18 protein-coding genes are annotated in these 17,192 nt (G+C 52.4%); 1 reads left to right on the forward strand and 17 read right to left on the reverse strand.

All coding sequences use genetic code 11. From position 1 onward, the window contains the following. Positions 1–80: 80 nt before the first annotated feature. The 15 genes from KDM87_RS07420 to KDM87_RS07490 all read right to left on the reverse strand — a co-directional run bounded on the left by KDM87_RS07420 (position 81) and on the right by KDM87_RS07490 (position 14,711). The gene (locus KDM87_RS07420; protein ID WP_212678467.1) at positions 81–896 is read right to left on the reverse strand and encodes a uracil-DNA glycosylase family protein; all 816 of its coding nucleotides are present in this window, start codon (positions 894–896) and stop codon (positions 81–83) included. After that, complete coding sequence (locus tag KDM87_RS07425) at positions 893–1,492, reverse strand: type II secretion system protein N (RefSeq protein WP_212678468.1); 600 nt, start codon at positions 1,490–1,492, stop codon at positions 893–895. The genes KDM87_RS07420 and KDM87_RS07425 overlap by 4 nt, the downstream gene beginning before the upstream one ends. Before the next feature lie 11 nt (positions 1,493–1,503). After that, positions 1,504–2,724 carry a type II secretion system inner membrane protein GspF gene (gene gspF / locus KDM87_RS07430; RefSeq protein ID WP_212678469.1) on the reverse strand — a complete coding sequence of 407 codons (1,221 nt, stop codon included), beginning with the start codon at positions 2,722–2,724 and terminating at the stop codon, positions 1,504–1,506. 5 nt (positions 2,725–2,729) lie between these two features. Then, positions 2,730–4,160, reverse strand: a complete 1,431-nt coding sequence (gspE, locus tag KDM87_RS07435; protein WP_408058705.1) for a type II secretion system ATPase GspE — start codon at positions 4,158–4,160, stop codon at positions 2,730–2,732. 3 nt (positions 4,161–4,163) lie between these two features. Beyond that, the gene (gene gspD / locus KDM87_RS07440) at positions 4,164–6,299 is read right to left on the reverse strand and encodes a type II secretion system secretin GspD (RefSeq protein ID WP_212678470.1); all 2,136 of its coding nucleotides are present in this window, start codon (positions 6,297–6,299) and stop codon (positions 4,164–4,166) included. 38 nt (positions 6,300–6,337) lie between these two features. Then, complete coding sequence (gene gspN / locus KDM87_RS07445; protein ID WP_329604908.1) at positions 6,338–7,096, reverse strand: type II secretion system protein N; 759 nt, start codon at positions 7,094–7,096, stop codon at positions 6,338–6,340. A 33-nt stretch (positions 7,097–7,129) separates the two neighbouring features. Then, entirely contained in the window at positions 7,130–7,630 is a 501-nt protein-coding gene (gene gspM / locus KDM87_RS07450; protein ID WP_212678472.1) for a type II secretion system protein GspM, read from the reverse strand. After that, positions 7,630–8,883 (reverse strand): type II secretion system protein GspL, encoded by a 1,254-nt coding sequence (gene gspL, locus KDM87_RS07455; RefSeq protein ID WP_212678473.1) that lies wholly within the window; start codon positions 8,881–8,883, stop codon positions 7,630–7,632. The genes gspM and gspL overlap by 1 nt, the downstream gene beginning before the upstream one ends. Before the next feature lie 5 nt (positions 8,884–8,888). Continuing rightward, the gene (gene gspK, locus KDM87_RS07460; protein WP_212678474.1) at positions 8,889–9,911 is read right to left on the reverse strand and encodes a type II secretion system minor pseudopilin GspK; all 1,023 of its coding nucleotides are present in this window, start codon (positions 9,909–9,911) and stop codon (positions 8,889–8,891) included. Next, positions 9,911–10,570, reverse strand: a complete 660-nt coding sequence (locus KDM87_RS07465) for a PulJ/GspJ family protein (protein ID WP_212678475.1) — start codon at positions 10,568–10,570, stop codon at positions 9,911–9,913. Before KDM87_RS07465 ends, gspK begins: the two co-directional genes overlap by 1 nt. Beyond that, positions 10,560–10,940, reverse strand: a complete 381-nt coding sequence (gene gspI / locus KDM87_RS07470; protein ID WP_212678476.1) for a type II secretion system minor pseudopilin GspI — start codon at positions 10,938–10,940, stop codon at positions 10,560–10,562. The genes KDM87_RS07465 and gspI overlap by 11 nt, the downstream gene beginning before the upstream one ends. A gap of 1 nt (position 10,941) precedes the next feature. Continuing rightward, complete coding sequence (locus KDM87_RS07475) at positions 10,942–11,406, reverse strand: GspH/FimT family pseudopilin (RefSeq protein ID WP_212678477.1); 465 nt, start codon at positions 11,404–11,406, stop codon at positions 10,942–10,944. A gap of 21 nt (positions 11,407–11,427) precedes the next feature. Continuing rightward, on the reverse strand, positions 11,428–11,898 hold the full coding sequence (gene gspG, locus KDM87_RS07480) for a type II secretion system major pseudopilin GspG (protein WP_186883561.1): 471 nt from the start codon (positions 11,896–11,898) through the stop codon (positions 11,428–11,430). Positions 11,899–12,155: 257 nt separating this feature from the next. Next, complete coding sequence (locus tag KDM87_RS07485; protein ID WP_212678478.1) at positions 12,156–14,441, reverse strand: xanthine dehydrogenase family protein molybdopterin-binding subunit; 2,286 nt, start codon at positions 14,439–14,441, stop codon at positions 12,156–12,158. An 81-nt stretch (positions 14,442–14,522) separates the two neighbouring features. Continuing rightward, positions 14,523–14,711, reverse strand: coding sequence for a DUF1289 domain-containing protein (locus tag KDM87_RS07490; RefSeq protein ID WP_186883563.1), 189 nt, complete (start codon positions 14,709–14,711; stop codon positions 14,523–14,525). A gap of 363 nt (positions 14,712–15,074) precedes the next feature. Here KDM87_RS07490 and KDM87_RS07495 point away from each other — a divergent pair, with 363 nt between their 5' ends. Beyond that, positions 15,075–15,674 carry a MarC family protein gene (locus KDM87_RS07495; protein ID WP_212678479.1) on the forward strand — a complete coding sequence of 200 codons (600 nt, stop codon included), beginning with the start codon at positions 15,075–15,077 and terminating at the stop codon, positions 15,672–15,674. Positions 15,675–15,803: 129 nt separating this feature from the next. Here KDM87_RS07495 and KDM87_RS17875 read toward each other — a convergent pair whose 3' ends face one another. Both KDM87_RS17875 and KDM87_RS07500 read right to left on the reverse strand, forming a co-directional pair. Continuing rightward, a complete protein-coding gene (locus KDM87_RS17875) occupies positions 15,804–15,929 on the reverse strand; it encodes a hypothetical protein (protein ID WP_268977578.1) in 126 nt (41 codons plus the stop codon). A gap of 12 nt (positions 15,930–15,941) precedes the next feature. Next, positions 15,942–17,183, reverse strand: a complete 1,242-nt coding sequence (locus tag KDM87_RS07500) for a CaiB/BaiF CoA transferase family protein (protein ID WP_212678480.1) — start codon at positions 17,181–17,183, stop codon at positions 15,942–15,944. Positions 17,184–17,192: the final 9 nt, after the last annotated feature.

The raw sequence follows: 17,192 nt of genomic DNA on the forward strand, positions 1-17,192 counted from the left end.
CTGACGACGTGAAGCCTGTAAAAACCCAAGCTTAGATTATTCTACAAAGGCAGGAACTACGCCACAACAAGCGCATGCTTCTAACAAAAATTTTCCTTTGAGCAATTATGTAGCAATTGCATAGGACGAAAAAAATCCTGCATCTCGTGGTTTTTGATAAAACTCAGGTTATACGGGTGTTCTGCAAGGATTTGCGGAAAGTGCGCTGCTTCCGAAATCCGCTTCAACTGTTCGGCAATTTTCCCCCACAAAACAAGGGATGGCAGGGATGCCGAAGACTTTTGCGCCAATAGACTGGAAAAAATGGCTTGCAAAAAAGGCTGCCAGGATTTGCCATCCTTAACCGGTGCCACGCTATCACGAAAAACCAGCGTCGCATTCAGCAGCAGAAAACCATGCTTGTGCATATTTTGCTGCAAATCGGCGAGTTTCCGGATAAACCTTGCCTCATTATTCAACGCAGAGGTGGCAACCGCGCTCATCGCTTCACCACTCGTATACTCCTGGTTGAGATCGCCGGAAGCGACCAGCAGCATTTTAATAAAGTTGCGTAGCGACGTCGCGCGATTAACTTTTTTAGATAAGCCGGAACCATCCTCAGCCCAAAGACAGTCGACAGCACCATCCATAAAACAAACACCAGTCGCACTGTCAGCGCGCGGATAAGGCCCCTCACCGATCAACACATAGCGAACTTCATTTAAGGGTTGCTGAAACGCTGCAAACAAACGCCCTTCCGTCGGTAAAAATTCAGCCGAGCATAAGCGCGAAAAATAAGTGGTATCTGCTGCCTGCATCGCTTGCAAACCACGCATTATCGCAGGATGCCAGGACGGATGGGCGAGTTGTATGCAGTCCGTGATCTGTTTTGGCAAATTGCCGCTACTGACATTCATTGTGCAGCACCTGGCATCACGGCAGGCAATGATGCAGTAGAGAGCCCAGGAGTAACAACCGGGCTTGGAACAGGTGCAGGTCCACCTGGTGGAACCGGCTGCGGCTGATGCGCAGGAAACGCCACCGGTGCCACAGGATTAATGCCAATTATCTCGGTTGGTGGAGGACGAACCGGATTAGCTGCGATATTCACGACCGCATTTTGTGGTAAGTCGACCCGGCGAATCACGCCGTTTTCTGAAATCAGCACATACTGCTCGTGTACTTCCTTCAATACGACACCGGGCGCAATCTGCATCTCAATCGCGACTGACTGCGCAGGTTTGCCATTCGCACTGACGATTGCCAGACTTTCTGCAGAACGCTTGGCGATGATCACGCCTTTCAATTGATAATTGCTGGCAGCCATCTGACTTGCTGGCGCAGCACCGAACAGGCTGCCCCATTGCCCAGAACCGGGCTCGATGCTGTTCTGCTGAGTTGGTGCCGCAACACTGCGGTTCTGTGGATTAAAAATACGCAAGCCCCAGAAACTCACAGTCACGCACAATAATGCAAATGCAATCACACTACACAAAAGAGGTAAACGCTTCATTTCTATCCTTGTCAGCGTACCAGCTGATTAATTTCAATAATAGGCATCAACACTGCCAACACGATCAGCAACACTACCGCGCCCATTGCAAGTATGAGTACAGGCTCCAGCAAACCGGCGATCGTCAGCGCCCTGCGTTCCAGATCCTGCTCCTGCGCATTCGATGCACGTTCCAGCATGGCGGGCAGCTCACCTGTGACTTCGCCAGCGCGTATCATATGAATCAACATCGGCGGGAAATACTTATGCGCAGACAAGGCTCGCGCCAGACTGACACCCTCACGTACGCTTGCCGTCGCATCCTCGACCTGCGCACGCATCGCGACATTCGACAAGGTCTCCCGGCTCGTTTGCAGGGCGCGTAAAATCGGCACACCCGAACCTGTTGTAATCGCCAGCGTGCTGGCAAACCTGGACGTGTTTAAACTACGCTCAAACTTGCCATAAACAGGGGCGGTCAACAACCACTGATGCCAGCGCATTTTTATTTCGGGGTTTTTCAAAGCAAGACGCCAGACTGAAAAAGCAGCAACACCAAGCAAAGCAACGAGCCAACCATACACCCGCACAAAGTCTGACACTGCCAGCATCAGCACCGTCAGCAATGGCAGTTTTTGTTTGGTGTTCGCAAACACGGAAACAATTTGCGGCACCACATACGTCAGCAAGAAAATCACAATCGCAAATGCCACGACTGTCACAATCGCCGGATAAGTAAAAGCCAGTTTCACTTTCTGCACCAACGCGTTACGACGTTCTATGTAATCGGCCAGACGCGACAAAACACGCGCCAGATGGCCAATTTGCTCGCCTGATGCCACCAGCGCGCAATAAATATCGGCAAAATCATCCGGATGCTGTTTCAGTGCATCAGATAAGGCGGCTCCCGCCATCACCTCGGAGCGCACAGAAGCAATGATGTCGCGGATAAAGCTACGTTCAGATTGTTCCAGCAACGCTGTTAATGACTGTTCCAGCGGCAATCCTGCGTCCAGCAAACTTGCAAGCTGACGGGTGAACAAGGCAAGCTCGACGCTGGATAAACGCTCGGAGAAAAAAGAGCGTCGCTGACGAGCGCTACCATCAGCGTTATTGTGTATTGCTTCGACTGACACAGGAACCAAGCCCTGTGCACGCAAATCGCTGCGTGCCGCTCTCGCACTATCGGCGTTTAACACGCCGGTACTGCTGGTGCCATGACTATCTATCGCTTCATATCGAAATGCCGGCACGGTAATTATTCCTTAGTGACGCGCAATAATTCTTCAGGCGTTGTCACGCCGCTCTTCACCCAGCGATCACCATCCTCGCGCATGGTTTTCATACCATTCTGCTGAGCAGCGAGCCGGATTTCCGCTTCCGATGCCTGATGGTGAATTTGCGCACGGATATCTTCCGTTGTCTGCAACAGTTCATACACACCGACTCGTCCCTGATAACCTGTGTGGCCACAGTGTTCACAGCCGGTCGCATGCCATTGCCCGCCCTCTTCGCGACGGCAATGCGTACAAAGTTTGCGTACCAGACGTTGTGCGACAACACCCAGTAATGACGAAGACAACAGGAAAGGTTCGATTCCCATATCCAGCAAACGGGTCACGGCTGCCGAAGAATCATTCGTATGCAAAGTCGCCAGAACCAGATGACCTGTCAATGAGGCTTGTACGGCAATCTGCGCTGTTTCCAGATCACGGATCTCACCGATCATGATCACATCCGGATCCTGGCGCAAAATAGCGCGCAAGGCTTTGGCAAACGTCATATCTATCTTCGCATTGACCTGCGTTTGCCCGACACCCGCCAATTCATATTCGATAGGATCTTCGACTGTCAGAATATTGGTCGTGCCGGCATTCACGCGAGATAAAGCAGCGTACAGCGTCGTCGTTTTACCGGAACCAGTCGGCCCTGTAACCAGGACGATGCCATGCGGCTGCGCGATCAGCTTATCAAAATTTTCAAGAACATCCGGACTCATACCAAGATTGCTCAGATCGAGACGCCCGGCTTCCTTATCCAGCAAACGCAACACTGCACGCTCTCCATGACCAGTCGGCAAAGTCGAGACACGCACATCAACGGGCTTGCCGCCAATCCGCAATGTGATGCGACCATCCTGCGGCAAACGCTTTTCGGCGATATCCAGTTGCGCCATGATCTTGATACGTGAGATCAGGGAAGCATGGATTGCTTTACGCGGCCGGACCACATCGCGCAATGAGCCATCGATACGAAAACGCACCACTGAAATCTGCTCGAACGGCTCGATGTGAATGTCAGAAGCACCATCGCGCAATGCCTGCGTCAGCAGAGCATTAATCATACGAATCACAGGCGCATCGTCAGCTGATTCCAGCAAGTCTTCTATCGCTGGCATATCCAGCATCAGCTTCGCCAGATCAAGGTCGGACTCCACCTCACCGACCACATCAGCAGCGTCGCCGCCGGAGCCTGCATACGCTTTGGCAATCAGGTCGCTCAACGCTTCATGACTGAGCATATTCAGCTTGATCGTGCCAAATTTACGTCCGACCTCGGCGATCGCAGCAGGGCTGGTTTTATTCGAAACGGATAACTCTACCGGTGCCCCTGCGACAGCATTGTCGCGGCTGGCCAACACGGAAAAATCCCGCGCAAACCCGTATGGCAATAAGCGATTCTCCATCATGGCTTACTTGCTTTCCTGACTACCGGACTTCGGCTTATCTGATGGCATAGAAGTCGACGTCGACATCAGCTTGCCTTTTTCCATCTCAGGCAACTGCGCAGCAGGTACCCCATCCTTATTTGGTGCGATTTGCGTACGCATATAGTCATAGCGATCAACAGAAACACTATTACTTTGCTCGGCATTGCGTATCACGGTCGGACGCAAAAATACCATCAGATTAGTTTTGCCACGTTTGGCCGTCTGATACTTAAACAAATTACCAATAACAGGAATATCCGCCAGACCAGTCACCTTTTCAACGGAGTCAGAAGTACTGTCTTCCATCAGGCCGCCCAGCGCCAAAATTTGTCCATCCTCAACCAGCACATTGGTGGAAATGGAACGTTGTTTGGTAATCAGACCAGACGATGTCACCGCCGCAGAATCGTCAATACTTGAACTTTCCTGATAGATCGCCAGCTTGACCGTGCCGCCTTCGGAAATTTGTGGTTTGACGGTCAGTTTCAGTCCGACTTCCTTACGTTCTATGGTCTGGAAAGGATTCACACCAGCCGTGCCGGTCGAAGCTGACGTGGTGAACTGGCCGGTAATGAAAGGCACGTTTTTACCGACCACAATTTTTGCTTCTTCGTTATCCAGCGTAACCAGATTCGGCATCGACAAGATATTTGCATTGCCACCGCTATTGAGGATATGCGCCACAGCCCCCAAACCCAGCTTACCGTTGATCTGTTTGAACACACCGATAGACAAACCATTGCCAGGTGTCGGCGTCGCTGCTGTGGCAAGACTGAGTATATTATTTCCAGTTGTCGTAAATGCAGTGCCGCCACCAACACGATAATTGCTATTACTATCGCCAGACAACCCCAGCCATTGCACGCCGAATTCATTCGCTTTATCTGCACTGATTTCAACAATCAACGCCTCGACATACACCTGCGCACGTCGCGCATCTAACTGATCAATCACGGAACGCAAGTTTTTATATACCGCTTCACTTGCCGTAATGATCAATGTATTGGTTGCCGCATCAGCCTGAATGAACCCCGCTGCGCCACTAGAGTTACCTGATGCTGAACTGCTGCTGGACGATTGTGGCAAACCACCGGTGACACCGGTGTTACCGGTGCTTGTCGTCGAATTAGATGTCAGTGGGCTGTTCGTTCCATTCGCAGAGCTGCCTGTATTCGACAAACCCGTGCTCGCGGGCAAGGCGCTGGTATCGCCAGAAATAATGGAGCGTAAAGTCTGCGCCAGCTTCACCGCCTCTGCATTTTTCAGATACACCACATGCACATTACCAGGCAAAGCCGTTGGCTGATCCAGTTTAGCAATCAACTCCTTGACCAGATTTGCACGTGCAGCCGAAGGTGCTCGCAACAAAACGGAATTGGTGCGCGGATCAGCCAGCAAGACAGCACGTCCGCCTTCCGCAGCAGCGCCGTTATCACTGAGCTTGCTCACCAAGGCGGCGATATCGCTCGCCATCGCATGTTTGATAGGAATCACGTCCATATCCACCGTCGCGGGAACATCTAAAGACGCAATGATTTTATTCAGGCGTTTTAAGTTATCAGCGTAATCGGTGATCACAACAGAGTTGTTGCCCGGATTTGCATTAATCGTATTATTCGGCGAAATCAATGGCCGCAAAATCGTCACAACATTAGTAGCTGACTCGTAATTCAGACGGTAAATCTGGGTTGCAACCTGATCGCCTCTGACCGATTCACCTTTTTCATTCTGCACAGACTGCGTTGGGCCAGGTTGCAGCTTGGCATCGGATTCCGGCACCACTTTGTAATAGCCATCCGCATACACAACCGCATATCCTTGCAAACGCAATGTCGATGTCAGCAACTTGAACGCCTGTTCTTTCGTCAGCGGTTTTTCCGATACTAATGTGACCTGACCTTTCACCCGGGGATCGATGATGAAAGTGGAACCTGTGTAGTGTCCGATCGCTTTAACAACAGATTCAATATCGGCACCGACAAAATTTAAATCTGCCGTATTTGAAGCTGGCGTTTGCGCCAATACGGAAGAACTGATGAGACAACCGGCACTCAATACTGCCACCCCCGTCATGACAGACAAGTGACGCATTGGTTTGCGTAAGGAATTGCTGATCATAGCTGCCTTGTTTTTTAATGGATATTTTTTCATTTGAACTATTTAAACTCTAAAGCGATGACATCCTGATCGCCGTCCTTACGGCGCTGCCCCAGCAAATTCAGTAAATTTGCCAATCTTGCCTGCTGCCCTTCCTCTGCCCAGGCTTTGCCTGAGAACTGGAAACGACCGCCATTTAATGTACCGCTGCCAGCCAGCATCATCGGTCCTTTTAAGGTATTCAGATGCAGGTCGGCATTTGCGCCATGTAAGTCAAACGCCATGTTGTAACTGCCTAGCGGTTTCACTGGCGACAACCGTGATGCCATTTCCGACAATTCCACTTGTAACTGCCCGTCAGCATTGAGTTTGCCGGCATCCCGGGCAAAGCGTAAATTATTCCACGACATCCGCAATTTGCCGGTCGGTCCTATCGTATTCAGCGGGGCCCCCAGCCCTTCTAAACGTTCGGTCGGCAACAGCAAACTCGCCGGACTCACCTGCAACTCCGAAAAATTCCCCTGTATCTTCACGATGGCCGACAGCGATTCAGGATTCGCCAACTCCGCTTCGACTTGTGCCAGCAAAATCAGCGGCGAAATTTTCCAGGCAAAGCGCCCCGCAAACAAAGGCGTCACCGGACCACTGGCACCGGAAGCAACACCGACAAACGCCGATCCACGCCAGAACGAACCTTGCACATCACCGAGACTGAGTCGCCCTTGCGTTTGCTTTTCCAGTAAAGCGCCGAGCCAGCTGGCAGGTAAGAAAAACAAAACGGAGAGCGTGATGCTGACAATGCCTGTCAAAATCCACACCCAAGACCCCGCTGCTGACTTTACCGACTTCATTCAAAGCCCACCACGTTGCTGCTTTAATGTCAGGCTCACATTCACCTGCGCCGGTTCCGGCAAGGCGGTAAATCGCGCTTCCTCAACCGTCAAACGCGACGATTTTTGTGCTTCTATCAGCCATTCCATCACATTCGCATAGGCGACCGTCTGAATTTGTAAGCGCACGATATCCTCCGTCACGCTAAGTGTTTGCGCCTTGATGCCGCGTGCTGCCAGCGAGGCCTCCACGCTCTCACGGCTGACCGGTTCTGTCATCTGCGACAAACCCGCTGCCAGTTTGGATTGCTGCGCGCTCAGCGCCGTTATCTCGGCGACCTGCTGACGCAAAACCGGGATCTGCTTGAGTAATTTCGTCCGCCCTGTCAACGCAGGGTCAAGAAAAATCTGATAGACCAGCGCCAGCAAAATCACCACTGCGGCAATGCTCAGCATGCGGCGTTCGCGCGCGTCGCGTTGCTCCCAAAAAAGAGCAAACTCTTGCGTCAATTGCTTCTTCATCAGTTTTTTCCTCCCATGGTGATATGCAATATCCCATCGGGTGTCGCTTCCATGCGCATAGACTGCTCAGCCAATGCGCCGCGCAGTTGATCCAGCGGAATCTGTCCCGGCGATTTCACTTTAACATTCAGTCCCCGCTCTTTATATTCGACGGACACCACATCGGCTGGCTTGCCCACCATCACGCGTTCCCACACCTGCGTGAACTGCGCCGCCATCACAGCAAAATCATTCGGTGCAAACTGACCGGACAGACGTTTCGCTAAATCCACTTTCTGCCGCATTTGCGCTAAAGGATCAGGAATCGTCGTCTCTTTAGGAAAGCTGTTTTTATACGTCTGCATCAAAGCTGCGCTTAAATTTCTGGCTTCGCGTTTCAGGCTGAACCATTCCACGTTTAATGCAGCGATATTGAATATCACCATCACTGCCAGCAAACGTAAAGGCCAGCGCCACAAAGCCCAGTCGATAGATGGTTTATGAACCGCGCCGACGTCTGACATCAGATCCGGCGTTTTCAGGCTGATGCCACCAACCCTGTTTTGCCAGCTGATCGCCCGCACCTGAAAACGCTCGCTCAGTGCCAGCGTCTGCAACAGTGCCTGATATTGTTCGACTTCATTGGCGCCCACATACAAATCGACATTGGTTTCCGGTGCCAGCAAATTCAGCATGGCAATCGCACTGTCACGCTCTGCCTCAGCCAGATTGAGCCCCATCCCTTGCAACGCAGACTGTCTGATCGTCAGCGCCAGCACGCCATCCCGGTTTTCAATCAACGCAGCAGCGTGATTTTCCTGCTCCGGCAGCATCAGAGCCAGCTGCGACGGAAACGCGGCGATTTTCTTTACCGGCCAGTCTTTGACCTTCGCTGCCATCGTCTCCAGCCAGACCCGGTCTGCCACGGCAACGGTCGCTTCACCATTCACCACCGGCGTCGCCACCAGTGCCACATCGGCAGGATCGGAAGTCAGTTGTTCTTCGAGCAGATTCGGTAACGCAGTTTTGAATTTCGCTGCCGACATCGGTGGTACTTTGATCGTGAGCAAACTGACATCACTGGCGGCAACAAGTAAATGCAGCTGGCGGGCACCGACCGACAAGGCGCGTAACTCGGTCAGCGTTTGCAGACCTTGCTGCAATATGTTGCCTTCTGCCGAAAATAAGGCAAACGGAAATGTCTGCGAAGACCAGTCCGGGCTGCTTTGCGCAGCCACCCGTGAGGGTAAAGAAATAGTGAGTGTACTTGCCATGTAATTTAGTTGTCTCTTACCCAAAGCACCGTCGTCGATGCGTCCTCTGCCCGCTCTATCAATGCGCTGACATCCATCAGCGAGCGGTTCATTTTAACCTTACCGTTCACCACAAAATAATTGGTTGAGGTATCGACCTCTTTTTTAGAAGTCATTTTTGCCTTATCAGGGAAACGCGTCTCAAAATCGGCAAAGCCGCTGATATAAGCCCGCTCGCGACTGGCAACCATCATCGCCGCATCCGATAAACTCATGCCCTCGATGCGTGCCGCCAACACCTCGGCAGGAGCCGTGTTCAAATTAATCGTCGTGATGCCGGATTTACGAGGCAAAGCAATCACATACGAACGCAATTTATTCACCATCTCTGGCGTAAAGCCTGGCACTGACAACAAATCATCGACCTGCGTAAACCGCAGGAATTGTACTGCAGCTTGCGCATCTTCCGATGTGTTTTTTACATTGCCGCCAGAATTGGCAGGTGCACTGGCAGGGGCGCTGTCCGGTGCACCTTTCGGCACCACCGCTTTCGGCTGGCTTTGCGCAATCGCATCGGCAGTACGCTGCGCCAGATCACCAGAGAAACGCAGATTCGTCAACAGGCGCGCAAAGACGGCAGTTTCGCGGCCATCAACGATGCCGTCTGTCGCCAGATTGTTCAGGTTATATAAAGACTGCGCATCGATGACCTGACCGGACAAACTGGCATCGCTGGCATCCGTGTCTGCGCGTCCATTTTCAACATACTGATCCAGGCGCGTGTCTTCGAGTCTGACCGCCCATGGTTCCCCCAGATGATCGACATTGCTCTGCTTTTTATCTTCGCGCAGGATCAGTCTCGCCCAGTCGATCGCACCACGTAATATCCATTTTTTTTGCAACTGCATGCGCTGATTCTCTATCGAACGCACCTGCACCTGTTGCTGCCAGAACAGGCTGGCAACAATCGTGATCGCCAGCGTCGTCAGCAACAGCGCAGTCACAACAGCGACGCCACGTTGCCGGGGATGATAAAAGGCGATCTGCATCAGCTTGCCCCCAGCAAAAATACTTTTGTCATCGGCGCTTCACGTCCCTGTACTTGCATGGACACTTCCAGTCCAGCCAGTTTCGCACTCTTGATTGCGGGATTCTTTGCTGCGGCATCGGTCGCGGCGTTTTGTATATCAGTGCCGTCGACACGCCAGCCAGTTTCACCTTGCGTCCAGGTGCGCATCGCCAGTGAAGTCACATCGGTCTGCAACTGTATGACCGGCGTCACATCAGTATCACCCGCAGCACTTTGCCAATCGTTGTCCAATGCCGCAATTTCGCGGGTCGGCATCAGCTCACGCCGTCCCAGTTTGCCATCAATCACGCTGTACACAATCACCTGAAAACGCAGCGGCTGATTATCTTCAAGTACCGAGCGGATCAGCATCAGTTTGCTGCCGGCGGCACGCAATACACTGCGTCCTTGCAGCAAGTTGGCATCCATCAGATGTGCGCAATCATTTTCGATCTGGGCAAAGGCCAGTTGAATACCGCGTGTCTGCGTCATTTCTGCATTCAGCGCAACACGCGCGCGCACGATACCATCCAGACCACGCCAGCCAAGCACAGCGACAATCGCAAGTATCGTAATCGCGACCAGTAATTCAATCAGGGTAAAACCACGTGTTGCGGCGGGCCGGTGATTACAAGGCATTCGGCACCACCTGAGTCAGCTTGATAATGCGGCGCGAAGGTTTATCTGTTTCATAAACGAAGACTTCGACGCGCCGGAATGAAGGATTCGGCGTCGCAATCACATGCTCTTCGCAAGTCAGTTTTAAATCAGCCTGCGGACATTCAAACGTACGTTCACCCAGTGAAGGCCATTCGCGCGCTAGACGGATTTGCGACAAGCGGTTTTCTGCCGACCATGTCGCCATCAGCGAGATACGCAGGTCATTGCTGTTTTGCGTCAGGCTGCCAACCGCACGCAGGCTCGCGCCCAGCGCAGTACCGACGATGACCAGCGCCACCAGCACTTCAAGCAGGGTAAAACCAGCGTGACGGGATAATTTCAGGCGCATCTCATTCCACGGAAAAATGTCCGACGCCATCGGCACGGATACGTACGCTGCCATCCGGCACACGTAAAGTGATAATGAAAGGCTTATCGACAGGCTCGCGGCCAAACACAACCCGTACCGCTGCCGCCTGATTGCTCGGCGGCTCCATACTCAGTTCTACCGGGGAAACTTCAAATGCGCGATCACGCAACATGTCGTCGCGCAGCGGCAACCAGACCCTGTCTTCACGCACCTGAAAACGGTAGCCAAACTGATCCGCTTCAAATGCAACCGGCAAATTGCGCAGAATGGCTTCATCCCGCGCGAGCTGCAACAGCAAGGCAATACGATTCGCATCTTGCTCGACGCGCTGACGCGGACTCGGCATCGCATTAAACGCGACCGCGCCCAGCATCAGACCGGCGATCACCATCACTACCAGCAATTCGAGTAGTGTAAAGCCGCGCTGCCTGCTTCGCAGTGTCATGAATGGGAAACGATGCAGAGTTTATAAATCCCAGGAGCCGATATCGGCGTCTTTTTCAACGCCACCCGGCTGACCATCTGCACCAAGCGAAAATACATCGACTTCACCTTTAATGCCAGGTGACAGATATTGATACGGACTGCCCCATGGGTCTTTAGGCAATTTATCAATGTAACCGCCGGTTTTCCAACCGTTCGCGGCAGGACCGGAAGTCGGCTTGGTAATCAAGGCCTGCAAACCTTGTTCTGTCGTCGGATAACGTTGATTGTCGAGGCGATATAACTTGAGCGCCGACATCAGGGTGGAAATATCCTGCTTCGCCGCCGAGATACGCGCATCATCGGTACGCCCCATCAGCTTAGGCACGACCAACGCTGCAAGAATACCCATAATCACAACGACGACCATAATTTCGATCAGCGTAAAACCACGCGAACGACGGGATTGACGAGATGCCGCTGGCAAAACTGAAATCGATTGAGAAGTAAACATAAGCCTGTCTATTAATTCGGTTAATTCTGGTAATTCGGTTTATTCTGCAAATCCGCTCTGAGAGTGTCTCTGCACAAGCAAGGAAGCCGAAGCGAAGCAGTATAAAGCGGGAACATGACAACATGATTATTTGTTACTTAAAAATAACAAAAAAAGTGAACTTTTACTATACTCCCCCCTGTTTTTCTAAAAAACACCTTCATGTCCTTATAAACAAAGGGGGTTTTTAAATACTCCCCCCAGTATATTTAAGCCCTTCAGGCCAGTTTCAGCGGCAAACTGCGCAATCGCTGGCCTGTCAGCTTGAATACCGCATTCGCCACTGCAGGCGCGATTGGTGGCACGCCCGGCTCACCGATGCCCTCAGGCGGCTCTGCGCTCGGAATGATCACGACCTCAATCTGCGGCGCTTCGTTGATGCGCAACACCGGGTAATCGTGAAAATTACTCTGCACTACCTTGCCGTCCTTGATCGTCACTTCGCCATACAACGCCGCACTCAGACCGAAAATAACCGCCGATTCCATCTGCTGCGCAATGATATTGGGATTAACAGCAATGCCGCAATCGACCGCACAAACCACCCGGTGTACGCGAATCTGGCCATCCTGCACCGACACTTCGGCAACTTCCGCCACAACACTGCCGAACGACTGATGCAAAGCGACGCCATGCGCGCGCCCTGCTGCCGGTTTTCCTGCCTTGTTCATCGCCGCATCAAGCACCGTCAGATGACGCTTGCGGTTCGCCAGCAAATCGCGCCGGAAATCGACCGGATCAGCGCCCGCAGCATGCGCCAGCTCATCGATAAAACTCTCTTTAAAAAAGGCATTATGCGAGTGCCCGACCGAACGCCAGAAGCCAACCGGCACCAGCGTGGGCACAATCACATGGGCGATTTTCTGATGTGCAATTTGATACGGCATGTCAAACTCACCTTCGGCCGTCGTCTTATCCGGCCCCGCCCCCGGCAAACCAAACGTCCGTTTCAGCACCTGATGCATGATGGACGCAGACGCCGATTTGTTCTCGTAGGCCAGCAACTTACCCTTGGCATCAAGTGCCGCCGTAAACCGCGCCAGCGCTGCGGGGCGATACATGTCATGCGCCATATCTTCTTCACGGCTCCAGATCAGCTTCACCGGCAAACCCTGCGTCTGCTTTGCAATCGCTACCGCCTGCACCACCATATCCACTTCTAAACGGCGACCAAAACCGCCACCCAGAAAGCACATATGCAACTGCACCTGTTCAGCAGCGATGCCTGCAACTTTAGCCGCCACCGCGACGGCGATGCTTGGCACCTGCGTGGATACCCATAAATCCAGCTTGCCGTCTTTCAGTTGCGCCGTGCAATTCATCGGCTCCATCGTGGCATGCGCAAGAAATGGTGCGCGATATTCGGCCTTGATGGTTTTAACGGAAGTACCTGCGGTCGCATCCTTAAACTGCGCCAACATCGCCTCAGGGTCACCTTGTTTGTAATAGGTGAAGCCAGATTCGCTATCGAGTTTTTCAGCCAGGTCTTTGAAGACGGATTCCGTTGATAACCGGGCATGCGCACCGGCATCCCACTCGACCGGCAATGCGGCTAAGGCCGTTTTCGCCGTCCAATAGTTTTTGGCGACGACAGCAACACCTGCGACACCTGCCTCACCAACGGCCTCAGAAAAATCCACCACATGCGTGACGCCAGGCATCGCAAGCACCGGCTGCGGATCGACGCGCTTAAGCTTGCCGCCGATCACCGGGCTTAATTTCAATGCCGCAAACAGCATGCCAGCCGGATGCGCATCGATCCCGAACTGCGCGCTGCCATCCACTTTGACTTTAGCATCGGTACGCGGTTCAGGATGACCGATCAGTTTAAATTCGGCAGGCGCTTTCAGATGTATCTGCCCGGGCTTGGTTTCAGCCGCACTGCCCGCCAGCTCACCGTAAGTTTTTTGCTTACCGGACGCGTGTTTCACCACACCATTGGCGGTCGTGCATTGATCTGCTGGGACATTCCATTCTTTCGCTGCCGCTGCAATCAACATCGCACGTGCAGCCGCTCCGGCCTCACGCAGAGGTAACCACGCATCCTTGACGCTGGAAGAACCACCCGTCACCTGCAAACCCAGTTCGCGCGCGGTTTTCAAAGTCATCCATTGCGCGAATTGTTTGATCAAGCCGTGATCATCAGGATGAAAAGGCAGACCATCGGCCAGCATAGAAAGATTGCCGTAAATTTTATCGATGGGTGCTGGCATGGTTTTGACTTGCGCCATCGCGACATCGAGCTCTTCCGCGACCAGCATTTGCAGCGCCGTATGTATGCCCTGCCCCATTTCGCTGCGATGCATGGCAACAGTGACACTGCCATCTTTGGCAATTTTTATCCAGCCATTGAGCGCTACTTCATCATTCACTACAGGCAAAGAATGCGCAGCATTCAAACGCTGGCGTGGCGGCATCAGTCCCCAGCCGACCAGCAACGCCCCAGCCGCACCCGCCGCGCCCAGAATAAAGCGGCGACGCCCTGTTTTCTTGATGTCTGACATTACCGGGTCTCCGTTTTCAGTATTTTTTATTTTTAAAATTAAGCGTGCTCAAGGATTAATCAATATGCCTCGGTTGCCGTCTCAACTATTCCTTCGCGGATATCCTTGCGACAAAATACGTTGCCAGACGACTTCTTTTTGCTCTGCATTCATAAACACCCAGTCCGCCACTTCGGTAACAGTGCGACCGCAACCGCGACAAATTTCATCGAAAGTCGTGGAACAGACCGCCACACAAGGCGTATCCGGGCGTTCTTTTGTTTCACTCATGATTCATACCATCCAGCACAGCTCTGCTTGTCTATATCAGTAAGACGAAACAGGCACATTCAAAAAAATAAAAGACAGGCATGCGCCCATCCGGGGAGTAATAGTAACGCTAATTATGTTGTATCGCTCTGGTGCGAAAGTTCTATTTCCGGCAAAACTGCCCGCTAGCAGCTGCTTTGATTGACAGCCACAGTCAAAGCACAGGAAAATTGAGCCTATTCGGCTTACGATGCAGCATAAAAGTCGCGGCAAGCTGATCAACACTGACCATCCGCAGCCCCGTTCCTGTCATCACTACCGCAGCGACACAGGTCGCAACCATCAGAATATTCTGGTTTCACTATTCAATAGAAAATGTAATTCATGGCACAAGATTTTTTTCAAACCCTGATCCTTCTGGTCATCGTTACCGACCCATTCGGCAACGTGCCGATTTTCGTCAGCGCGCTCTCCCACGTTTCACCGGAACGACGCTGGCGCGTGATCGTACGCGAGTGCGGCATCGCTTTTATTTTGCTGCTGTTGTTTATGTTTTTCGGCAAAAATTTTCTGACCGCATTGCAATTATCAGAAATTTCCATCCGTATCGGTGGCGGCGTCATTCTGTTTCTGATCGCGCTGCGCATGGTGTTCCCGCAGGAAGGCGGGATTTTCGGCGATACCGAGGATAAGCACGAACCATTCATTGTGCCGCTCGCCATTCCGGCGCTGGCTGGACCTTCCGCGCTAGCGACGGTGCTGCTGTTTTCATCTGACAATAATCAGGAAATGCTGGTGCATCTGGGCGCGCTGACTGCCGTGGCGGTAGTCTGGCTGATCGTTTTACTGAGCGCAGAACGCATGCAACGCGTGTTGGGCGCGCATGTCATGACGGCATTTGAACGACTGATGGGCTTGATACTTGCCGCAATGTCGATAGAAATGTTGCTGACTGGGTTCCGTGAATATATCAAAACGCTATAGGTAACTGAATAAGAGACTGACCGAAGATTCAAAGCACTGCATCAGATCAGCCTGAATTTCTGAACATCGTAATTCAGGCTGACGTCTCCGGCTGATTTGACTCAGACCATCGCGGATTCCGGCAAGCTTTTACCCTGCGACAGCGCTCACGAATGGCAGCAACTCTGCTGCAAACAACTTGCTGTTGAAAGTGAAATAGCCCAACAAAAATAATACCAGGGCAATCAGGAACTGCTTCCAGAACTGACGATTCATTGTGGTCTCCGTTTAAATAATTTTTTTATTTTGTAATTCTGCGATGTCTGCCTCAGAGTAACCGAGCGCAGACAATACCTCGCGATTATGTTCGCCAAGCTCAGAACCCAGCCACGCGGTTTGTCCCGGCGTTTCTGATAATTTAGGTGAAATCGCGGGTAATTTAATTCCCTCGCCATCTGCGAAATGGTGTTGCTCAAACATCTGGCGCGCCTGAAATTGCGGATCATTCATCATATCGCGCACCGAGTATATTTTGCCGACTGGCACATCCGCTGCCTTCAGTATTTGCAAGGCGCTATCGATATCTTGTGTCGCGCACCAATCCTGTATCGCCGCATCAATTTCGGCAGTGCGCGGCACACGGCCATCATTCCGTACCAACGCCGGATCATGTGCCAGATCGTCGCGCTGTATCGCCTTCATCAGTCGATGAAAAATCGCGTCGCCATTACCGGCAATCACAATATTTTCGCCATCACCAGTGGTATAGGTATTCGATGGCACGATGCCGGGTAATGCACCGCCAGTGCGTTCGCGAACAACACCGGCTACATCAAATTCCGGCACCAGCGATTCCATCAGATTGAAGACCGACTCATACAAGGCGACATCCACCATCTGCCCTTGTCCTGCGACACTGTGCTCACCGGTTTTTCCATTCCAGCGACCACCTGTGACGTCGCGGTGGCGCAAAGCCATCATCGCGCCGATCACGCCATGTAGCGCTGCGACTGAATCGCCGATAGAAATGCCGACCCGCACCGGAGGCCGGTCAGCGTGGCCCGAGACATAGCGCAAACCGCCCATAGACTCACCGATCGCACCAAAACCCGGCTGATCTTTCATCGGACCGGTCTGACCATAACCAGACAAACGCACCATGATCGTCGCCGGATTCAGCGCCTTCAATTGTTCATAGCCCAGCTGCCACTTTTCCAACACGCCGGGACGATAATTTTCGATAATGATGTCGGCATCCAGCGCAAGCCGACGAGCAATATCCTGCCCCTCCTGGCTTTTCATATTCAGGGTGATACTTTTTTTATTCCGTGCCTGTACGCTCCACCAGAGTGAAGTGCCGTCTTTTAACACACGCCACTGACGCAGAGGATCACCACCATCCGGCGATTCAACCTTAATCACATCAGCCCCGAATTCGGCCAACATACGCGCACAAAAAGGCCCCGCGATCAGGGTGCCCAGTTCAAGAACTTTGATACCTGCCAGAGGACCCTTACGATTCTGCGTCATGAGGTAAAA

This window comes from Cognatundibacterium rivi (assembly GCF_018139565.1).
In the GTDB taxonomy this organism is placed as follows: Bacteria; Pseudomonadota; Gammaproteobacteria; order Burkholderiales; family Burkholderiaceae_D; genus Undibacterium; species Undibacterium rivi.

What these genes read in the sequence shown, in the direction of transcription:
- KDM87_RS07420 (WP_212678467.1), bottom strand. Translation starts at nt 896, where the DNA reads ATGAATGTCAGTAGCGGCAATTTGCCAAAACAGATCACGGACTGCATA.
- KDM87_RS07425 (WP_212678468.1), bottom strand. Translation starts at nt 1,492, where the DNA reads ATGAAGCGTTTACCTCTTTTGTGTAGTGTGATTGCATTTGCATTATTG.
- gspE (WP_408058705.1), bottom strand. Translation starts at nt 4,160, where the DNA reads ATGATGGAGAATCGCTTATTGCCATACGGGTTTGCGCGGGATTTTTCC.
- gspD (WP_212678470.1), bottom strand. Translation starts at nt 6,299, where the DNA reads ATGATCAGCAATTCCTTACGCAAACCAATGCGTCACTTGTCTGTCATG.
- gspM (WP_212678472.1), bottom strand. Translation starts at nt 7,630, where the DNA reads ATGAAGAAGCAATTGACGCAAGAGTTTGCTCTTTTTTGGGAGCAACGC.
- gspL (WP_212678473.1), bottom strand. Translation starts at nt 8,883, where the DNA reads ATGGCAAGTACACTCACTATTTCTTTACCCTCACGGGTGGCTGCGCAA.
- gspK (WP_212678474.1), bottom strand. Translation starts at nt 9,911, where the DNA reads ATGCAGATCGCCTTTTATCATCCCCGGCAACGTGGCGTCGCTGTTGTG.
- KDM87_RS07465 (WP_212678475.1), bottom strand. Translation starts at nt 10,570, where the DNA reads ATGCCTTGTAATCACCGGCCCGCCGCAACACGTGGTTTTACCCTGATT.
- gspI (WP_212678476.1), bottom strand. Translation starts at nt 10,940, where the DNA reads ATGCGCCTGAAATTATCCCGTCACGCTGGTTTTACCCTGCTTGAAGTG.
- KDM87_RS07475 (WP_212678477.1), bottom strand. Translation starts at nt 11,406, where the DNA reads ATGACACTGCGAAGCAGGCAGCGCGGCTTTACACTACTCGAATTGCTG.
- gspG (WP_186883561.1), bottom strand. Translation starts at nt 11,898, where the DNA reads ATGTTTACTTCTCAATCGATTTCAGTTTTGCCAGCGGCATCTCGTCAA.
- KDM87_RS07485 (WP_212678478.1), bottom strand. Translation starts at nt 14,441, where the DNA reads ATGTCAGACATCAAGAAAACAGGGCGTCGCCGCTTTATTCTGGGCGCG.
- KDM87_RS07490 (WP_186883563.1), bottom strand. Translation starts at nt 14,711, where the DNA reads ATGAGTGAAACAAAAGAACGCCCGGATACGCCTTGTGTGGCGGTCTGT.
- KDM87_RS07495 (WP_212678479.1), top strand. Translation starts at nt 15,075, where the DNA reads ATGGCACAAGATTTTTTTCAAACCCTGATCCTTCTGGTCATCGTTACC.
- KDM87_RS17875 (WP_268977578.1), bottom strand. Translation starts at nt 15,929, where the DNA reads ATGAATCGTCAGTTCTGGAAGCAGTTCCTGATTGCCCTGGTATTATTT.
- KDM87_RS07500 (WP_212678480.1), bottom strand. Translation starts at nt 17,183, where the DNA reads ATGACGCAGAATCGTAAGGGTCCTCTGGCAGGTATCAAAGTTCTTGAA.